The sequence below is a fragment of the Pseudomonas sp. genome (genome assembly GCF_035497915.1).
Lineage (GTDB): Bacteria > Pseudomonadota > Gammaproteobacteria > Pseudomonadales > Pseudomonadaceae > Serpens.
The window spans coordinates 138,024-153,784 of the sequence record NZ_DATJCS010000039.1; the positions used below are offsets into that span (position 1 = coordinate 138,024).

The following is a 15,761-nucleotide window of genomic DNA, read 5'->3' on the forward strand; positions in this document are numbered from 1 at the left end:
GTGATTCCACTACTCGATGGAGGTGCCTGGCAGGGAGCCCCCGGCCGGCGGGCTATTTTATGCACATGCGGCCGCCTTGTTGGCATCGGTGTCATTGCGCCAGACGCGCCCGCGCCACCCGCGAGCCATTTGGCCGGCCCAGCACCTCGCTGATGCGCTGGCCGGCCGCGATCAGCGCCGGCAGATCCACGCCGGTGTGAATGCCCAGGCCATCGAGCAGGTACAGCACGTCCTCGCTGGCGACATTGCCGCTGGCGCCTTTCGCATAGGGGCAGCCGCCGAGGCCGGCGACCGAGCTGTCGAACACCGCGATGCCTTCCAGCAGGCTGGCGTAGATGTTGGCCAGCGCCTGGCCGTAGGTGTCGTGGAAATGCCCGGCCAGTCGCTCGCGGGGCACCACGCGCGCCACGGTATCGAACAGCGTGCGGGCCTTGCCCGGCGTGCCGGTGCCGATGGTGTCGCCCAGCGAGATCTCGTAGCAGCCCAGGGCATGCAGCTCGCCGGCCACCTCGGCGACCTTACCCGGCGCCACCTCGCCCTCGTAGGGGCAGCCGAGTACGCAGGACACGTAGCCGCGCACGCGGATGTCCCGCGCGCGGGCGGCGTCCAGCAGCGGGACGAAGCGTGCCAGGCTCTCGGCGATCGAGCAGTTGATGTTCTTCTGCGAGAAGGCTTCGGACGCGGCGGCGAACACCGCGACTTCCCGCACCCCGGCCTCGATGGCCGCCTCCAGTCCCTTCAGGTTGGGCGTCAGCGCCGCGTAGGTGACGCCGGCCTTGCGCGCGATCTGCGCGAACACCTCGGCCGAGCCGGCCATCTGCGGCACCCACTTGGGCGACACGAAGCTGCCGACCTCGATATAGGAAAGGCCGGCGGCGCTCAGGTCGTTCACCAGGCGCACCTTGTCGGCCACGCTGATCGGCTGGCGCTCGTTCTGCAGACCGTCGCGCGGGCCGACTTCGACCAGACGGACCTGTTGGGGCAGGTTCATAGGCCCTCCTCCATCTCCAGCAGCACCGCGCCTTCGCTGACCATCTCGCCCTCGCTGCAGAACAGGCGCTTGACCACGCCGGCCTGGGCGCTGCGGATGCTGTGCTCCATCTTCATCGCCTCCAGCACGATCAGCGCGGTGCCGGCCTCGACCTGCTGCCCGGCCTCGACCAGCACGCGCACGATGCTGCCGTTCATCGGCGCGGTCAGCCCGCCGTGCTGCGGGTGGCTGGCTTCGGCTTCGGCGATCGGGTCGAAGGCGGTGACCGCCAGCCATTCGCCCTGCCATTGCACATACAGCGTATCGCCCTGGCGAATCGCCCTCGGAGACCGGGCGCTCGACGGCTGCGCCGTTGGATCGACCTTCAACCGGCGGCTTTCGCCGTTGCACTGCAGGTGCAGGCTGATCTGCGCCGGCAGGCCGAAGCGCAGCCCGTCGCGCCGGGACCACGGCGAATGCGCGTCGTCGTCGCGCACGCGGGCGGCCGCGCTGCGCACGAAACACTCGGCCGCCTGCTGCCAGAAGGCTTCGGACAGCTCGCCGGCCGGACGCAGCAGCTCGCGCTCGTGGCGCGGGATGAAGCCGGTGTCCAGTTCGGCCTCGGCGAAGGCGCGGTGGCCGACCACCCGGCGCAGGAAGGCCAGGTTGGTGCGCACGCCGCCGACCGCGGTTTCGTCGAGCATGGCCAGCAGGCGCTGGCGCGCTTCCTCGCGGTTCTCGCCCCAGGCGATCAGCTTGCCGAGCATCGGGTCGTAGAACGGCGACACCGTGTCGCCCTCGGCGACGCCGCTGTCGACGCGGCGGCCCGGGCCGGCGGCGGCTTCGCGGTACAGGTCGAGGGTGCCGGTGGCCGGCAGGAAATCGTTGTCCGGGTCCTCGGCGTACAGGCGCACCTCGATGGCGTGGCCGCGCAGCGGCACCTGTTCCTGGCTGATCGGCAGCGGCTCGCCCCGGGCGACGCGAATCTGCCAGGCCACTAGGTCCAGGCCGGTGATGGCCTCGGTGACCGGGTGTTCCACCTGCAGGCGGGTGTTCATCTCCATGAAGAAGAACTCGCCGCGTGCATCCAGCAGGAATTCCACGGTGCCGGCGCCGACATAGCCGATCGCCTGGGCGGCCTTCACCGCCGCTTCGCCCATGGCGCGGCGCAGCGCCGGGGTCATGCCGGGCGCCGGGGCTTCCTCGACCACCTTCTGATGGCGACGCTGGATCGAGCAGTCGCGCTCGTTGAGGTACAGGCAGTTGCCGTGCATGTCGGCGAATACCTGGATCTCCACGTGGCGCGGCTTGAGCACGTACTTCTCCACCAGCATGCGCGAATCGCCGAACGAGGATTGCGCCTCGCGCTGTGCGGAAGCCAGCGCCTCGGCCAGGTCCGCCTCGCGCTCGACCACCTTCATGCCCTTGCCGCCGCCGCCGGCGGTGGCCTTGAGCAGCACCGGATAGCCGATCACCTCGGCGGCGGCGCGGAAGGTTTCGTAGTCCTGGGCCTGGCCGTGATAGCCGGGCACCAGCGGCACGCCGGCTTCCTCCATCAGCGCCTTGGCCGCCGACTTGCTGCCCATGGCGTCGATGGCCGAGGCGGGCGGGCCGAGGAAAATCAGCCCGGCCTCTTCGATGGCGCGCGCGAACTCGGCATTCTCCGAGAGAAAGCCGTAGCCCGGGTGGATGGCCTGGGCGCCGCTGGCTTTCGCCGCGTCGATCAGCTTGTCGATGCGCAGGTAGCTGTCGGCCGGCTTGGCGCCGCCCAGGTCGATGCGGATATCCGCCTCGCGGGCGTGCCGGGCGCTGGCGTCGACGGCGCTGTGCACGGCGACGGTGGTCAGGCCCAGGGCCTTGGCGGTGCGCATCACCCGGCAGGCGATCTCGCCGCGGTTGGCCACCAGCAGGGTATCGATGGAACGGTTCATGGCTGGTTCTCCTGCCAGGCGGGGGTGCGTTTCTCCAGGAAGGCGCTCAGGCCCTCCTGGCCTTCCGGGCTGGTGCGCAGGCGGGCGATGGCCTGTTCGGTGGTCTGGCGCAGTGCGGCGTCGTAATCGCCATCGCCCACTTCCAGCAGCAGCGCCTTGCAGGCCCTGAGCGCCTGCGGGCTGTTGAGCAGCAGGTTGTCGATCCAGTGCTCGAGGGCGGCGTCCAGCTCGCCGGCCGGGTAGGTCTCGGCGAGCAGGCCGAGCTCGCGGGCACGCTCGCCGTCGAAGCGCTCGGCGGTCAGCGCGTAGCGCCGCGCGGCGCGCTCGCCGATGGCCTTGACCACGAACGGGCTGATCACCGCCGGGGCCAGGCCGATGCGAACTTCCGACAGGCAGAACAGCGCGTCGCGGGCGCCGATGGCCAGGTCGCAGCAGGCGATCAGCCCCAGCGCGCCGCCGAACGCCGCGCCCTGCACCACGGCCAGGGTCGGCTGCGGCAGCTGGTGGAGGCGCTGCATCAGCTCGCCGAGCTGGTGGGCGTCGTCCAGGTTGGCCTGGTAGTCGAGCCGCGCCGATTCGCGCATCCAGCCCAGGTCGGCGCCGGCGGAAAAGTGCTTGCCGCGCCCACGCAGCACCAGGAAGCGGATGCTCGCGTCATCCCCCACCTCGGCCAGCGCCGCGTTCAGTTCGGCGATCACCCGGGCGTCGAAGGCGTTGTTCTTGTCCGCGCGGTTCAGCCACAGGGTGGCCACGCCACGGGAATCTCGCTCGAGCTGGAGAGTGCTGAAATCAGTCATGTGAACTCCAACGGTAATGGTGCATAGGGCGGGTACAGTCCGTGCGTGGAACCTGGCACTCGCCCAGCCTGGCTGGCGCCTTTCCCCCTCTCCCCCGGCCCCTCTCCCGCAGGGGGAGAGGGGAGTCGAGCGTGCAGCTCCTCATACCCCCTCTCCCTTGACGGGAGAGGGCTGGGGAGAGGGTGATCTACATGCGGAACACGCCGAAGCGGGTCGGCTCGATCGGTGCGTTGAGCGCGGCGGACAGCGCCAGCGCCAGCACCTCGCGGGTCTGCGCCGGGTCGATCACGCCGTCGTCCCACAGCCGCGCGCTGGAGTAATAGGGATGCCCCTGGCGCTCGTACTGCTCGAGGATCGGCTGCTTGATGGCCGCCACCTCGTCGTCGCCGAGCACCTTGCCGGCGCGTTCGCTTTGTTCCTGCTTGACCTGGGCCAGCACCCCGGCGGCCTGTTCGCCGCCCATCACCGCGATGCGCGCGTTGGGCCACATCCACAGGAAACGCGGGTCGTAGGCGCGTCCGCACATGCCGTAGTTGCCGGCGCCGAAGCTGCCGCCGATCAGCACGGTGAACTTCGGCACTTGGGCGCAGGCCACCGCGGTGACCAGCTTGGCGCCATGTTTGGCGATGCCCCCCGCTTCATACTTCTGCCCGACCATGAAGCCGGTGATGTTCTGCAGGAACAGCAGCGGCACGCCGCGCTGGCAGGCCAGCTCGATGAAGTGCGCGCCTTTCTGCGCCGCCTCGGAAAACAGGATGCCGTTGTTGGCGAGGATGGCGATCGGGTAGCCGTTCAGGTGCGCGAAGCCGCAGACCAGCGTGGTGCCGAACAGCGCCTTGAATTCATCGAACTCGCTGCCGTCGACCAGGCGCGCGATCACCTCGCGCACGTCGTAGGGCTGCTTGGCCTGCGCCGGGATCACCCCGTACAGCTCCTCGGCCGCGTACAGCGGCGCGCGCGGTGCGTGGCTCTGCAACTGGCCGAGCTTGCGCCAGTTGAGGTTGGCCACGCAGCGGCGGGCGAGGGCCAGCGCGTGTTCGTCGTTCTCGGCGTAGTGGTCGGCGACCCCGGAGGTCTTGCAGTGCACGTCGGCGCCGCCCAGCTCCTCGGCGGTCACCACCTCGCCGGTGGCGGCCTTCACCAGCGGCGGGCCGGCGAGGAAGATGGTCGCCTGGTTGCGCACCATGATGGTCTCGTCGGCCATCGCCGGCACATAGGCGCCGCCGGCGGTGCAGGAACCCATCACCACGGCGATCTGCGGAATGCCCAGGGCGCTCATGTTGGCCTGGTTGAAGAAGATGCGGCCGAAGTGCTCGCGGTCGGGGAACACCTCGTCCTGGCGCGGCAGGTTGGCGCCGCCGGAGTCCACCAGGTAGATGCACGGCAGGCGGTTCTCGCGGGCGACGGTCTGCGCGCGCAGGTGCTTCTTCACCGTCAGCGGGTAGTAGGTGCCGCCTTTAACCGTGGCGTCGTTGGCGATGATCATGCATTCGACGCCTTCGACGCGGCCGATGCCGGCGACCACGCCGGCGGCGGCGACGTCCTCGCCGTACACCTCGTGGGCGGCCAGCGGCGCCAGTTCGAGGAAGGCCGAGCCGGTGTCGAGCAGCGTATCGATGCGCTCGCGCACCAGCAGCTTGCCGCGCGACACATGGCGCTGCTGGGCGGACGCGCCGCCGCCTTCACTGACGCGGCCGAGCAGGGCGCGCAGCTCGTTCACCTGGTCGAGCATCGCCGCGCGGTTGGCGGCGAACTCCGGCGAGCGGGTATTGATCTGGGTGTGCAGGATGGCCATGGTTGGCTCCGGTTCATTCCATCGTGGATGGCGCTGCCATCCACCGGCTGCGGTGGAAAACGCTTTGCGGTTTTCCACCCTACGACTGTTGATGCTGGGGGGCGTCTTCCACCCTACGGCTCACTTGGATTCGTTGAACAGCTCGCGGCCGATCAACATGCGGCGGATCTCGCTGGTGCCGGCGCCGATCTCGTAGAGCTTGGCGTCGCGCAGCAGGCGGCCGGTGGGGAACTCGTTGATGTAGCCGTTGCCGCCGAGGATCTGGATCGCCTGCAGGGCCATCTGCGTGGCGTTCTCGGCGGTGTAGAGGATCACCCCGGCGGCGTCCTTGCGGGTGGTCTCGCCACGCTCGCAGGCCTGGGCCACCGCATACAGGTAGGCGCGGCTGGCGTTGAGCTGGGTGTACATGTCGGCCACTTTGCCCTGGATGAACTGGAACTCGCCGATGCTCTGGCCGAACTGCTTGCGGTCGTGGATGTAGGGCACCACCACGTCGAGGCAGGCCTGCATGATCCCGGTCGGGCCGCCGGCCAGCACCACGCGCTCGTAGTCCAGGCCGCTCATCAGCACCTTCACCCCGCCGTTGAGCTGGCCGAGCACGTTCTCCTCCGGCACCTCGACGTCGTCGAAGAACAGCTCGCAGGTGTTCGAGCCGCGCATGCCCAGCTTGTCGAATTTGTTGCCGCGCGAGAAACCCTTCCAGTCGCGCTCGACGATGAACGCGGTGATGCCGTGCGCGCCCTTGTCCAGGTCGGTCTTGGCGTAGATCACGTAGGTGTTGGCATCCGGGCCGTTGGTGATCCAGGTCTTGCTGCCGTTGAGCACGAAGCGGTCGCCCTTCCGGTCGGCGCGCAGCTTCATGGAGACCACGTCGGAACCGGCGTTCGGCTCGCTCATCGCCAGCGCGCCGATGTGTTCGCCGCTGATCAGTTTCGGCAGGTACCTGGCCTTCTGCGCGGCCGTGCCGTTGCGGTTGATCTGGTTGACGCACAGGTTGGAATGCGCGCCGTAGGAGAGGGCGACCGAGGCCGAAGCGCGGCTGATTTCCTCCATCGCCACCACGTGCGCCAGGTAGCCGAGGCCGGCGCCGCCGTATTCCTCGGAAACGGTCACGCCGAGCAGGCCCATCTCGCCGAACTTGCGCCACATGTCCGCAGGGAACAGGTTGTCCTGGTCTATGGCCGCTGCGCGCGGCGCCAGCTCGGCGGCGACGAAGGCCTGCACCTGTTCGCGCAGCATGTCGATGGTGTCGCCGAGTGCAAAGTTGAGGCTGGAATAGTTCATGGGGCACCTGCTGTCTTGTAGTTGTTCTATGTTCGGGTTGTTCCGCCATCGCGCCGGCGGCGATTGCGCCATCTTTTTCCGCCACCCCGGCCCGCTGTTCTTCGACTTTTGGAGCGGGTTGTCGGCTAATGACCTTTACGTTAACGTAATCCTGCCCCTGGACAACTGTCAACACCACGGGGCCCCCTGGGAAGCAACGCCTCATAACAAACATAAGACTGAGGAAATTCGCCATGAGTCTTCCGAGTTATACCTGCGGACCGCAGAGCAAACCCCTGTTGCCCATGACCATCGGCGCGGCCTTCGATCGCACCGTGGAGCGCTTTCCCCGGCGCGAGGCCCTGGTGGTACGCGATCAGCAACTGCGTTACACATGGGCGGAGCTGGCGCAGGCGGTGGACCGTTGCGCACGCGGCTTGCTGGCGCTCGGCCTGCAGGCCGGCGAGCGGCTCGGGATCTGGTCGCCGAACAATGCCGAGTGGTGCATCACCCAGTTCGCCACGGCGAAGATCGGCGTGGTGCTGGTCAACATCAACCCGGCCTACCGGCTCAGCGAACTGGAATACGCGCTCAAGCAGTCCGGCTGCCGCTGGCTGATCTGCGCCGATGCCTTCAAGACCTCCGACTACCACGCCATGCTCCACGAGCTGCTGCCGGAGCTGGAAAACGCGGCGCTCGGCGCGCTGCAGAGCCACATGCTGCCGGAGCTGCGCGGCGTGATCAGCCTGGGCCGCCAGCCGCTGGACGGCATGCTGCCCTGGCCGGCGCTGATGGAGATGGCCGAGCAGGTCGGCCCCGAGCAGCTGCGCCAGTGCGGCGAGCGCCTGCAGTTCGACGACCCCATCAACATCCAGTACACCTCCGGCACCACCGGCTTTCCCAAGGGCGCCACCCTCAGCCACTACAACATCCTCAATAACGGCTACATGGTCGGCGAGAGCCTCAAGCTGACCGAGCACGACCGCCTGGTGATCCCGGTGCCGCTGTACCACTGCTTCGGCATGGTCATGGGCAACCTCGGTTGCGTCACCCACGGCACCACCATGATCTACCCGAGCGCGGCTTTCGAGCCGCTGGCGGCGCTGCAGGCCGCGGCCGAGGAAAAGGCCACCGGCATGTACGGCGTGCCGACCATGTTCATCGCCATGCTCGACCACCCGGAGCGCCAGTCGCTGGACCTCAGCAGCCTGCGCACCGGCATCATGGCCGGCTCCACCTGCCCGATCGAGGTGATGAAGCGGGTCATCGACGACATGCACCTGGCCGAAATGCAGATCGCCTACGGCATGACCGAAACCAGCCCGGTGTCCACCCAGACCAGCGCCGACGACGACCTGGAGCGCCGGGTGACCAGCGTCGGCCGCACCCAGCCGCACCTGGAAAGCAAGATCGTCGACGAACACGGCGCGGTGGTGCCGCGCGGGCAGATCGGCGAACTCTGCACGCGCGGCTACAGCGTGATGCTCGGCTACTGGAACAACCCGGACGCCACCCGCGAAGCCATCGACGGCGCGCGCTGGATGCACACCGGCGACCTGGCGGTGATGGACGACGAGGGCTACGTGAAGATCGTCGGCCGCAACAAGGACATGATCATTCGCGGCGGCGAGAACGTGTATCCGCGCGAGATCGAGGAATTCCTCTTCACCCATCCGGCGGTGGCCGACGTGCAGGTGATCGGCGTGCCGGACAGCAAGTACGGCGAGGAGATCGTCGCCTGGGTCAAGCTGCACCCGGGTCATCAGGTCGAGTGCGAGACGCTGCGCGAGTTCTGCAAGGGGCGCATCGCCCACTACAAGACGCCACGCCACATCAAGTTCGTCGATGACTTCCCGATGACCATCAGCGGCAAGGTGCAGAAGTTCCGCATGCGCGAGATCAGCGTGGTCGAGCTGGGCATCAGCGAACAGCACTGACCGGCACTGGCCGGGCTCGCCCGGCCAGCAGGTTCAACGTCGATCCACTCCCACGGAGAGCTGCTCCATGTCTCAGCCGATCAGTCGTTTTCCGCTGCCCGACAGCCTCGATGCACTGCCCGCCGACCTGCGCGAACGGATCCTCGCCGTGCAGGCAAAGGCCGGCTTCATCCCCAACGTGTTTCTCATGCTGGCCCATCGGCCGGCGGAGTTCCGCGCCTTCTTCGCCTACCACGACGCGCTGATGGAGCGCGCGTCCGACAGCCTGACCCAGGCCGAGAAGGAAATGATCGTGGTGGCGGTCAGCGCCGACCACGGCTGCCTGTACTGCGTGGTCGCCCACGGTGCGATCCTGCGCATCCTGGCCAAGGACGCGCAGCTGGCCGACCAGATCGCGGTCAACTACCGCACCGCGCCGATTTCCGAACGCCAGCGCACGATGCTGGATTTCGCCCTGCACCTGGCCGCCGGGCGCGGCGTGCTCGACGACACCTGGCAGGCGCGCCTGGAAGCACAGGGTTTCAGTCGCGACGACATCTGGGACATCGGCGCCATTGCCGCCCTGTTCGGGCTGTCCAACCGCCTGGTGTCCATGGCGCGCACGCCGCCCAATGACGAGTTCTACCTGCTGGGCCGCGTGCCCAGGGCGGTCGCCCGCTGAGAGCGGGGCGCAGTTCTCGACCTGATGCGTCATCTCCTGACCAATCAGTCGAGCGTTTGAAAATGCCGCTTGCTGGCCGCGGAAACCGGTTGTTATCGTTTACGTAAAGGGCATCTGGCTGCGCCATAACCAACAACAACAATCAAGGTTAGAGGGCATCCCATGGAATCGCAGTTCGTGCTGGAAACGCGCGGCCTGACCAAGGAGTTTCGCGGCTTCACCGCAGTGGACGCCGTGGATCTGCAAGTCCGTCAGGGGCACATCCATGCATTGATCGGCCCGAACGGGGCCGGCAAGACCACCGTGTTCAACCTGCTTACCAAGTTCCTCACGCCGACCCGTGGCGAGATCCTCTATCGCGGCAAGAACATCACCGCGATGAAGGCGAGCGAGATCGCCCGGCTCGGCCTGGTGCGCTCGTTCCAGATCTCCGCGGTGTTCGGCCACCTGAGCGTGCTGGAGAACGTGCGCGTCGCCCTGCAGCAGAAGCTGGGCACTTCCTACCAGTTCTGGAAATCCGAGCGCAGCCTGCACGCGCTCGACGAACAGGCCATGCAGCTGCTCGCCGAGGTGGACCTGGAATCCTTCGCCGACACCCTGGCCATCGAGCTGCCCTACGGCCGCAAGCGCGCGCTGGAGCTGGCCACCACCCTGGCGCTGGACCCCGTCGTGCTGCTGCTCGACGAGCCGACCCAGGGCATGGGCGGCGAAGACGTCGACATGGTGGTCGCCCTGGTGCGCCGCGCGGCCGTCAACCGCACGGTGCTGATGGTCGAGCACAACCTCAGCGTGGTCAGCCGCCTGTGCGACCGCATCACCGTGCTGGCGCGCGGTGCGGTGCTCGCCGAGGGCGACTACGACAGCGTTTCGGCCAACCCGCAGGTGCGCGAGGCCTACCTGGGCAGCGAAGCCGCCGTGGAGGCCCAGCCATGAAACCGACGGCCGAGCGTCATCAACTGCAGGTCAGCGACCTGCACGCCTTCTACGGCGAATCGCACATCCTGCACGGTGTCGATCTGGTGGTCGGGCGCGGCGAGCTGGTCACGCTGCTCGGGCGCAACGGCGCCGGGCGCACCACGACCCTGCGCGCCATCATGAACCTGGTCGGCCGGCGTACCGGCTCGATCCTGGTCAATGGCAACGAGACCATCGGCATGCCGGCCCACCAGATCCCGCGCCTGGGGGTCGGCTACTGTCCGGAGGAACGCGGCATCTTCGCCAGCCTGAGCGTCGAGGAAAACCTCCTGCTGCCGCCCACCGTGCGCAGCGGCGGCATGGGCCTGGACGAGCTCTACGAGATGTTCCCCAACCTCTACGAGCGCCGCTTCAGCCAGGGCACGCGGCTGTCCGGCGGCGAACAGCAGATGCTCGCCATGGCGCGCATCCTGCGCACCGGCGCCAACCTGCTGCTGCTCGACGAAATCACCGAGGGCCTGGCGCCGGTGATCGTGCAGAAGCTCGGCGAGGTGCTGATCAAGCTCAAGCAGCGCGGGTTGACCATCGTGCTGGTGGAGCAGAACTTCCGCTTCGCCGCGCCGCTGGCCGACCGGCACTACGTGATGGAACACGGCCGCATCATCGAGGAGATCAAGGCGGCGGACCTGGACGCCAGAAAGGACTTTCTCAACAGTTGTCTGGGGGTGTGACCCCTGCTTTCGACAAGGCAGGCAGCAAGCGGCCGCACGGGATGCGGCCGGTAAAACAATAAAAACAATCGTGAGGGATTTGAGCCATGAACTTTGTCCGCAACAGCGCCAGCGCCATCCTGGCTTCCAGCCTGATCGCCGCAGCCGCCCAGGCGCAGATCAGCAACAACGAGATCCGCATCGGCTACCTGGCCGACATGTCCGGCACCTACCGCGACCTCTCCGGCCCCGGCGGCCTGGAGGCGCTGAAGATGGCGGTGGAAGACTTCGGCGGCACGGTCGACGGCAAGAAGATCGTGCTGTTCAACGCCGACGACCTGAACAAGCCGGATGTCGGCGCCAACACCGTGCGCCAGTGGATCGACGAGCGCAACGTCGACATGGTGACCGGCCTGGTCGCCAGCTCCGTGGTGCTGGCGGCGAGCAAGGTGGTGGAGCAGGGCGGCAAGCTGGCGCTGATCTCCGGCGCGGCGGCCTCCAGCCTGACCAACGAGCATTGCTCGCCCAACCATATCCACTGGACCTACGACACCTTCGCCCTGGCCAACGGCACCGCCAACGCGGTGCTCAAGGACGGCGGCAAGAGCTGGTACATCCTCACCGCCGACTACGCCTTCGGCCACTCGATGGAAACCGACATCAAGAAGGTGGTGAATGCCGAGGGTGGCAGCGTGGTCGGCGCCGTGCGCCATCCGTTCCCGAGCAGCGACTTCTCCTCCTACATCCTGCAGGCGCAGGGTTCCGGCGCCGACGTGGTCGCGCTGGCCAACGCCGGCGCGGATACCGTCAACTCGCTGAAGACCGCCAGCGAATTCGGCGTGACGCAAGCCGGCCAGCGGCTCGCCGGCATGGTGGTGTTCCTCAACGACATCCATGCCATGGGCCTGGAGGTGACCCAGGGCCTGATGCTGACCACCGGCTGGTACTGGGATATGAACGAGGAAACCCGCGCCTGGGCCGAGCGCTACCAGAAGCGCGTCGGCAGCAAGCCGACCATGGTGCACGCCGGCATCTACTCGGCCACCACCCACTACCTGAACGCGGTGAAGCAGACCGGCAGCGACGACACCGCGACCGTGCGCGCGCAGATGGCCAAGACCCCGGTGAACGACATGTTCGCCAAGGACGGCCGCATCCGCGAGGACGGCCGCATGGTCCACGACATGTACCTGGTCAAGGTCAAGACCCCGTCCGAATCCAAGGGCGAATGGGACCTGTACCAGATGGTCCGCACCATCCCGGGCAATGAAGCCTTCCGGCCGCTCGCCGAGAGCCAGTGCAAGCTGGTGGCCAAGAACTGATCGAGCGCCGATCCAGGCATTCCTCGGTCGCCAGCGGCCGGGGGGTGCGCGGACCTTCACGACGGTGGTGAATCATGACTCTTGTTTTCGGCGTCCCCCTGAGCGTGTTGCTCGGGCAGCTGCTGCTCGGCCTGATCAACGGCTCGTTCTATGCGCTGTTGAGCCTTGGCCTGGCGATCATCTTCGGCTTGCTGCGCATCATCAACTTCGCCCATGGCGCGCAGTACATGCTCGGCGCCTTCGCCGCGTTCCTCGGCCTGAACTACCTGGGCGTCAACTACTGGGCGGCGCTGCTGCTCTCGCCGCTGCTGATCGGCCTCTTGGGCATGGGCATCGAGCGCGGCCTGCTGCGGCGCATCGCCGGTGAGGATCACCTCTACGGCCTGCTGCTGACCTTCGGCCTGGCGCTGATCGTCGAGGGCAGCTTCGTCAAGCTGTTCGGCGTGTCCGGCTCGTCCTACCCGATGCCCGACGCCCTCAAGGGCGGCTACAACCTGGGCTTCATGTTCCTGCCCACCTACCGCGCCTGGGTGATCGTCGCCGCGCTGCTGGTGTGCTTCGTCACCTGGTACATGATCGAGCGCACCCGGCTGGGCTCCTACCTGCGCGCCGGCACCGAGAACCCCAAGCTGATGCAGGCGTTCGGCATCAACGTGCCGCTGCTGGTCACCCTGACCTACGGCTACGGCGTGGCCCTGGCGGCGTTCGCCGGCGTGCTGGCCGCGCCCATCTATGCGGTGACGCCGGGCATGGGCGCGAACCTGCTGATCGTGGTGTTCGCCGTGGTGGTCATCGGCGGCATGGGTTCGATCATGGGCGCGATCATCACCGGTCTGGCCATGGGCCTGATCGAAGGCCTGACCAAGGTGTTCTATCCGGAGGCCGCCAACACGGTGATCTTCGTGATCATGGTGCTGGTGCTGCTGGTGCGTCCGGCGGGCCTGTTCGGTAAGGAGGCGTGAGCATGTCGAGTCAAGAAAGCGTTGCGGCGGTGCCGATGGCGGTGCGGGCCAATGTCGAACGCGAGCGCCGGCGCGCCGCGCTGCGCCGTCGGCAACTGTTCTACCTGGCGCTGCTGGGCCTGGCGCTGCTGGCGCCGCTGGCCATCTACCCGGTGTTCCTGATGAAGCTGCTGTGCTTCGCCCTGTTCGCCTGTGCCTTCAACCTGCTGCTCGGCTATGCCGGGTTGCTGTCCTTCGGCCATGCGGCGTTCTTCGCCTGCGGCGGCTATATCACCGGCCACATGCTGAGCAGCTACAGCGGCTTGAGCACCGAGCTGGGCATCCTCGCCGGCACGCTGGCTTCCACGCTGCTGGGGCTGATCTTCGGCCTGCTGGCGATCCGCAGGCAGGGCATCTACTTCGCGATGATCACCCTGGCGCTGGCGCAGATGGTGTTCTTCGTCTTCGTCCAGGCGCCGTTCACCGGCGGCGAGAACGGCCTGCAGGGCGTGCCACGCGGTCATCTGCTGGGCCTGATCGACATGCAGAACAACCTGGCGCTGTACTACGTCGTGCTGGCGGTGTTCGTGTTCGGCTTCGCGGTCATCCAGCGCACCATCCATTCGCCCTACGGCCAGGTGCTCAAGGCGATCCGCGAGAACGAGCCGCGCGCGGTGTCGCTCGGCTACAACGTCGATGCGCACAAGCTGCTGGCCTTCGTGATTTCGTCGGCGCTGGCCGGCCTGGCAGGGGCGACCAAGACCGTGGTTTTCCAGCTGGCCTCGCTCACCGATGCGCACTGGCACATGTCCGGCGAGGTGATCCTGATGACCCTGCTCGGCGGCGTGGGCACGCTGCTCGGCCCGCTGGTCGGCGCCACGGTGGTGGTCACGCTGCAGAGTTCGCTGTCCAACGGCCCGCTGGGCGAGTGGGTGCATGTGATCCTCGGGGTGATCTTCGTGCTCTGCGTGCTGCTGTTCCGCTCCGGCATCGTCGGTTGGCTGGAGCGACTGGTGAAGCGCAACTTCAAGTGAGCCGGCGCCGGCTGGCGCCGGCGCGGTTCGTCGATCCCCCTGGCAGACGAGAATCGCCATGCCCTGTTACAGCCTCGATGGCCTGACGCCGGTGGTGCATCCCAGCGCCTTCGTGCACCCCACCGCGGTACTCATCGGCGACGTGATCGTCGGCGCCGGTTGCTATGTCGGCCCGCTGGCCAGCCTGCGCGGCGACTTCGGGCGCATCGTCCTGGAGGAGGGCGCCAACCTGCAGGACACCTGCGTCATGCATGGCTTCCCGGACAGCGACACGGTGGTCGAGCGGCACGGCCATATCGGCCATGGCGCGGTGATCCACGGCTGCCGGATCGGCGCCGACGCGCTGATCGGCATGAACGCGGTGGTGATGGATCGCGCCTCGATCGGCGCGCGGTCGTTCGTGTCGGCCTCGGCCTTCGTCAAGGCGGGCTTCACCTGTGAGCCGCAATCGCTGGTGATGGGTGCGCCGGCCAGCGTGAAGCGCCTGCTCGGCGACGAGGAAGTCGCCTGGAAGCAGGCCGCCACGCGCGAGTATCAGCTGCTCGCCCAGCGCTGCCGCGAGAGCCTGGTGGAATGCCAGCCTTTGAGCGCGCCGGAGCCGGGCCGCCGGCATGTCTGGTCGAGCGAGCTGCGCCCCAAGGCGGAACGGCAGCCCTGATGCCGGCGGGCAGACAGCCCCGCGGTGGCGGGGCTGCGCCGGGTTCAGGCGTTCTGCCAGCGCGCGCTGCGCTTTTCCAGGAAGGCATTCACGCCTTCGCGCTGGTCGCGGGTATCGAACAGCTCGACGAACAGGTCCCGCTCGGCGGCCCAGCCCTCGGCATGCGGCGCGCTGCGCGCGTTCATCACCAGGCGCTTGCAGCGGCTGACCGAGGAGGGACTCTGCGCGTGCACGCGTTCGGCCAGTTGCAGGGCGAACGCCAGCGCCTCGCCGCGCGGCACGACTTCCTCGACCAGGCCGATGCGCTCGGCTTTCTGCGCGCTGACGCGCTCGCCGCAGAGGATCATGCGCTTGGCCCAGCCTTCGCCCACCAGCCACGGCAGGTTCTGGGTGCCGCCGGCGCACGGCAGCAGGCCGACGCTGGCTTCCGGCAGCGCCATCTGCGCCTGCTCCTCGGCGATGCGGATGTCGCAGGCCAGCGCGCATTCCAGGCCACCGCCCATGGCGTAGCCGTTGATCGCGGCGATGGACACGCCGCGGAACTGACTCAGCGCCGTGAAGGCGCGGCCGAACAGCTCGGCGACCTCGCGGGCGGCGGTCTTGTCGCCGTCGGCGAACTGCTTGAGATCGGCCCCGGCGGAGAAGAACTTGTCGCCCTGGCCGGTGATGACCAGCGCATAGACAGCCGGGTCGTCGTTGAGCTGCCCGATCAACTGCTCCAGGGCGGCCAGCGATTCGCGGTCCCAGGTGTTGGCCGGCGGGTTGGCGATGGTCAGCAGGGCGGTGTGCCCGTGCATGGCGAGCTGAATCTTGGCTGGGCTCATGGC

At 67.8% G+C, this 15,761-nt stretch carries 14 protein-coding genes; 8 read left to right on the forward strand and 6 right to left on the reverse strand.

Annotated features, from left to right (window positions below):
* Window positions 1-91 precede the first annotated feature (91 nt).
* The 5 genes from VL129_RS12560 to VL129_RS12580 all read right to left on the reverse strand — a co-directional run bounded on the left by VL129_RS12560 (window position 92) and on the right by VL129_RS12580 (window position 6,777).
* Entirely contained in the window at window positions 92-991 is a 900-nt protein-coding gene (locus tag VL129_RS12560; protein ID WP_325413183.1) for a hydroxymethylglutaryl-CoA lyase, read from the reverse strand.
* Window positions 988-2,901, reverse strand: coding sequence for an acetyl/propionyl/methylcrotonyl-CoA carboxylase subunit alpha (locus VL129_RS12565; RefSeq protein WP_325413185.1), 1,914 nt, complete (start codon window positions 2,899-2,901; stop codon window positions 988-990). The genes VL129_RS12560 and VL129_RS12565 overlap by 4 nt, the downstream gene beginning before the upstream one ends.
* Entirely contained in the window at window positions 2,898-3,698 is an 801-nt protein-coding gene (locus tag VL129_RS12570) for a gamma-carboxygeranoyl-CoA hydratase (protein ID WP_325413187.1), read from the reverse strand. The genes VL129_RS12565 and VL129_RS12570 overlap by 4 nt, the downstream gene beginning before the upstream one ends.
* A gap of 187 nt (window positions 3,699-3,885) precedes the next feature.
* Window positions 3,886-5,493, reverse strand: a complete 1,608-nt coding sequence (locus VL129_RS12575; RefSeq protein WP_325413189.1) for a carboxyl transferase domain-containing protein — start codon at window positions 5,491-5,493, stop codon at window positions 3,886-3,888.
* Between the two features lie 120 nt (window positions 5,494-5,613).
* Window positions 5,614-6,777 (reverse strand): isovaleryl-CoA dehydrogenase, encoded by a 1,164-nt coding sequence (locus tag VL129_RS12580; RefSeq protein ID WP_325413191.1) that lies wholly within the window; start codon window positions 6,775-6,777, stop codon window positions 5,614-5,616.
* Window positions 6,778-7,010: 233 nt separating this feature from the next.
* Here VL129_RS12580 and VL129_RS12585 point away from each other — a divergent pair, with 233 nt between their 5' ends.
* The 8 genes from VL129_RS12585 (at window position 7,011) to paaY (ending at window position 14,934) form a co-directional block, all read left to right on the forward strand.
* Complete coding sequence (locus VL129_RS12585) at window positions 7,011-8,693, forward strand: AMP-binding protein (protein WP_325413192.1); 1,683 nt, start codon at window positions 7,011-7,013, stop codon at window positions 8,691-8,693.
* A 67-nt stretch (window positions 8,694-8,760) separates the two neighbouring features.
* Window positions 8,761-9,354: a peroxidase-related enzyme gene (locus tag VL129_RS12590; RefSeq protein WP_325413193.1), complete on the forward strand. Its 594-nt coding sequence runs from the start codon at window positions 8,761-8,763 to the stop codon at window positions 9,352-9,354.
* Between the two features lie 162 nt (window positions 9,355-9,516).
* On the forward strand, window positions 9,517-10,287 hold the full coding sequence (locus VL129_RS12595) for an ABC transporter ATP-binding protein (protein WP_325413195.1): 771 nt from the start codon (window positions 9,517-9,519) through the stop codon (window positions 10,285-10,287).
* Entirely contained in the window at window positions 10,284-11,000 is a 717-nt protein-coding gene (locus VL129_RS12600) for an ABC transporter ATP-binding protein (protein WP_027589064.1), read from the forward strand. Before VL129_RS12595 ends, VL129_RS12600 begins: the two co-directional genes overlap by 4 nt.
* 86 nt (window positions 11,001-11,086) lie before the next feature.
* A complete protein-coding gene (locus VL129_RS12605) occupies window positions 11,087-12,301 on the forward strand; it encodes an ABC transporter substrate-binding protein (protein ID WP_325413198.1) in 1,215 nt (404 codons plus the stop codon).
* A 74-nt stretch (window positions 12,302-12,375) separates the two neighbouring features.
* On the forward strand, window positions 12,376-13,263 hold the full coding sequence (locus VL129_RS12610) for a branched-chain amino acid ABC transporter permease (RefSeq protein WP_325413200.1): 888 nt from the start codon (window positions 12,376-12,378) through the stop codon (window positions 13,261-13,263).
* A gap of 2 nt (window positions 13,264-13,265) precedes the next feature.
* Window positions 13,266-14,276: a branched-chain amino acid ABC transporter permease gene (locus tag VL129_RS12615; protein WP_325413202.1), complete on the forward strand. Its 1,011-nt coding sequence runs from the start codon at window positions 13,266-13,268 to the stop codon at window positions 14,274-14,276.
* A 58-nt stretch (window positions 14,277-14,334) separates the two neighbouring features.
* Complete coding sequence (gene paaY / locus VL129_RS12620; RefSeq protein WP_325413204.1) at window positions 14,335-14,934, forward strand: phenylacetic acid degradation protein PaaY; 600 nt, start codon at window positions 14,335-14,337, stop codon at window positions 14,932-14,934.
* A gap of 44 nt (window positions 14,935-14,978) precedes the next feature.
* Here the strand turns inward: paaY and VL129_RS12625 are convergent, their stop codons facing one another.
* Window positions 14,979-15,758: an enoyl-CoA hydratase gene (locus VL129_RS12625; RefSeq protein ID WP_325413206.1), complete on the reverse strand. Its 780-nt coding sequence runs from the start codon at window positions 15,756-15,758 to the stop codon at window positions 14,979-14,981.
* Between the last annotated feature and the right edge of the window lie 3 nt (window positions 15,759-15,761).

Excerpts from the sequence above, each read along its gene's own strand:
- VL129_RS12560 (WP_325413183.1), bottom strand. The coding sequence starts at position 991 with ATGAACCTGCCCCAACAGGTCCGTCTGGTCGAAGTCGGCCCGCGCGAC.
- VL129_RS12565 (WP_325413185.1), bottom strand. The coding sequence starts at position 2,901 with ATGAACCGTTCCATCGATACCCTGCTGGTGGCCAACCGCGGCGAGATC.
- VL129_RS12570 (WP_325413187.1), bottom strand. The coding sequence starts at position 3,698 with ATGACTGATTTCAGCACTCTCCAGCTCGAGCGAGATTCCCGTGGCGTG.
- VL129_RS12575 (WP_325413189.1), bottom strand. The coding sequence starts at position 5,493 with ATGGCCATCCTGCACACCCAGATCAATACCCGCTCGCCGGAGTTCGCC.
- VL129_RS12580 (WP_325413191.1), bottom strand. The coding sequence starts at position 6,777 with ATGAACTATTCCAGCCTCAACTTTGCACTCGGCGACACCATCGACATG.
- VL129_RS12585 (WP_325413192.1), top strand. The coding sequence starts at position 7,011 with ATGAGTCTTCCGAGTTATACCTGCGGACCGCAGAGCAAACCCCTGTTG.
- VL129_RS12590 (WP_325413193.1), top strand. The coding sequence starts at position 8,761 with ATGTCTCAGCCGATCAGTCGTTTTCCGCTGCCCGACAGCCTCGATGCA.
- VL129_RS12595 (WP_325413195.1), top strand. The coding sequence starts at position 9,517 with ATGGAATCGCAGTTCGTGCTGGAAACGCGCGGCCTGACCAAGGAGTTT.
- VL129_RS12600 (WP_027589064.1), top strand. The coding sequence starts at position 10,284 with ATGAAACCGACGGCCGAGCGTCATCAACTGCAGGTCAGCGACCTGCAC.
- VL129_RS12605 (WP_325413198.1), top strand. The coding sequence starts at position 11,087 with ATGAACTTTGTCCGCAACAGCGCCAGCGCCATCCTGGCTTCCAGCCTG.
- VL129_RS12610 (WP_325413200.1), top strand. The coding sequence starts at position 12,376 with ATGACTCTTGTTTTCGGCGTCCCCCTGAGCGTGTTGCTCGGGCAGCTG.
- VL129_RS12615 (WP_325413202.1), top strand. The coding sequence starts at position 13,266 with ATGTCGAGTCAAGAAAGCGTTGCGGCGGTGCCGATGGCGGTGCGGGCC.
- paaY (WP_325413204.1), top strand. The coding sequence starts at position 14,335 with ATGCCCTGTTACAGCCTCGATGGCCTGACGCCGGTGGTGCATCCCAGC.
- VL129_RS12625 (WP_325413206.1), bottom strand. The coding sequence starts at position 15,758 with ATGAGCCCAGCCAAGATTCAGCTCGCCATGCACGGGCACACCGCCCTG.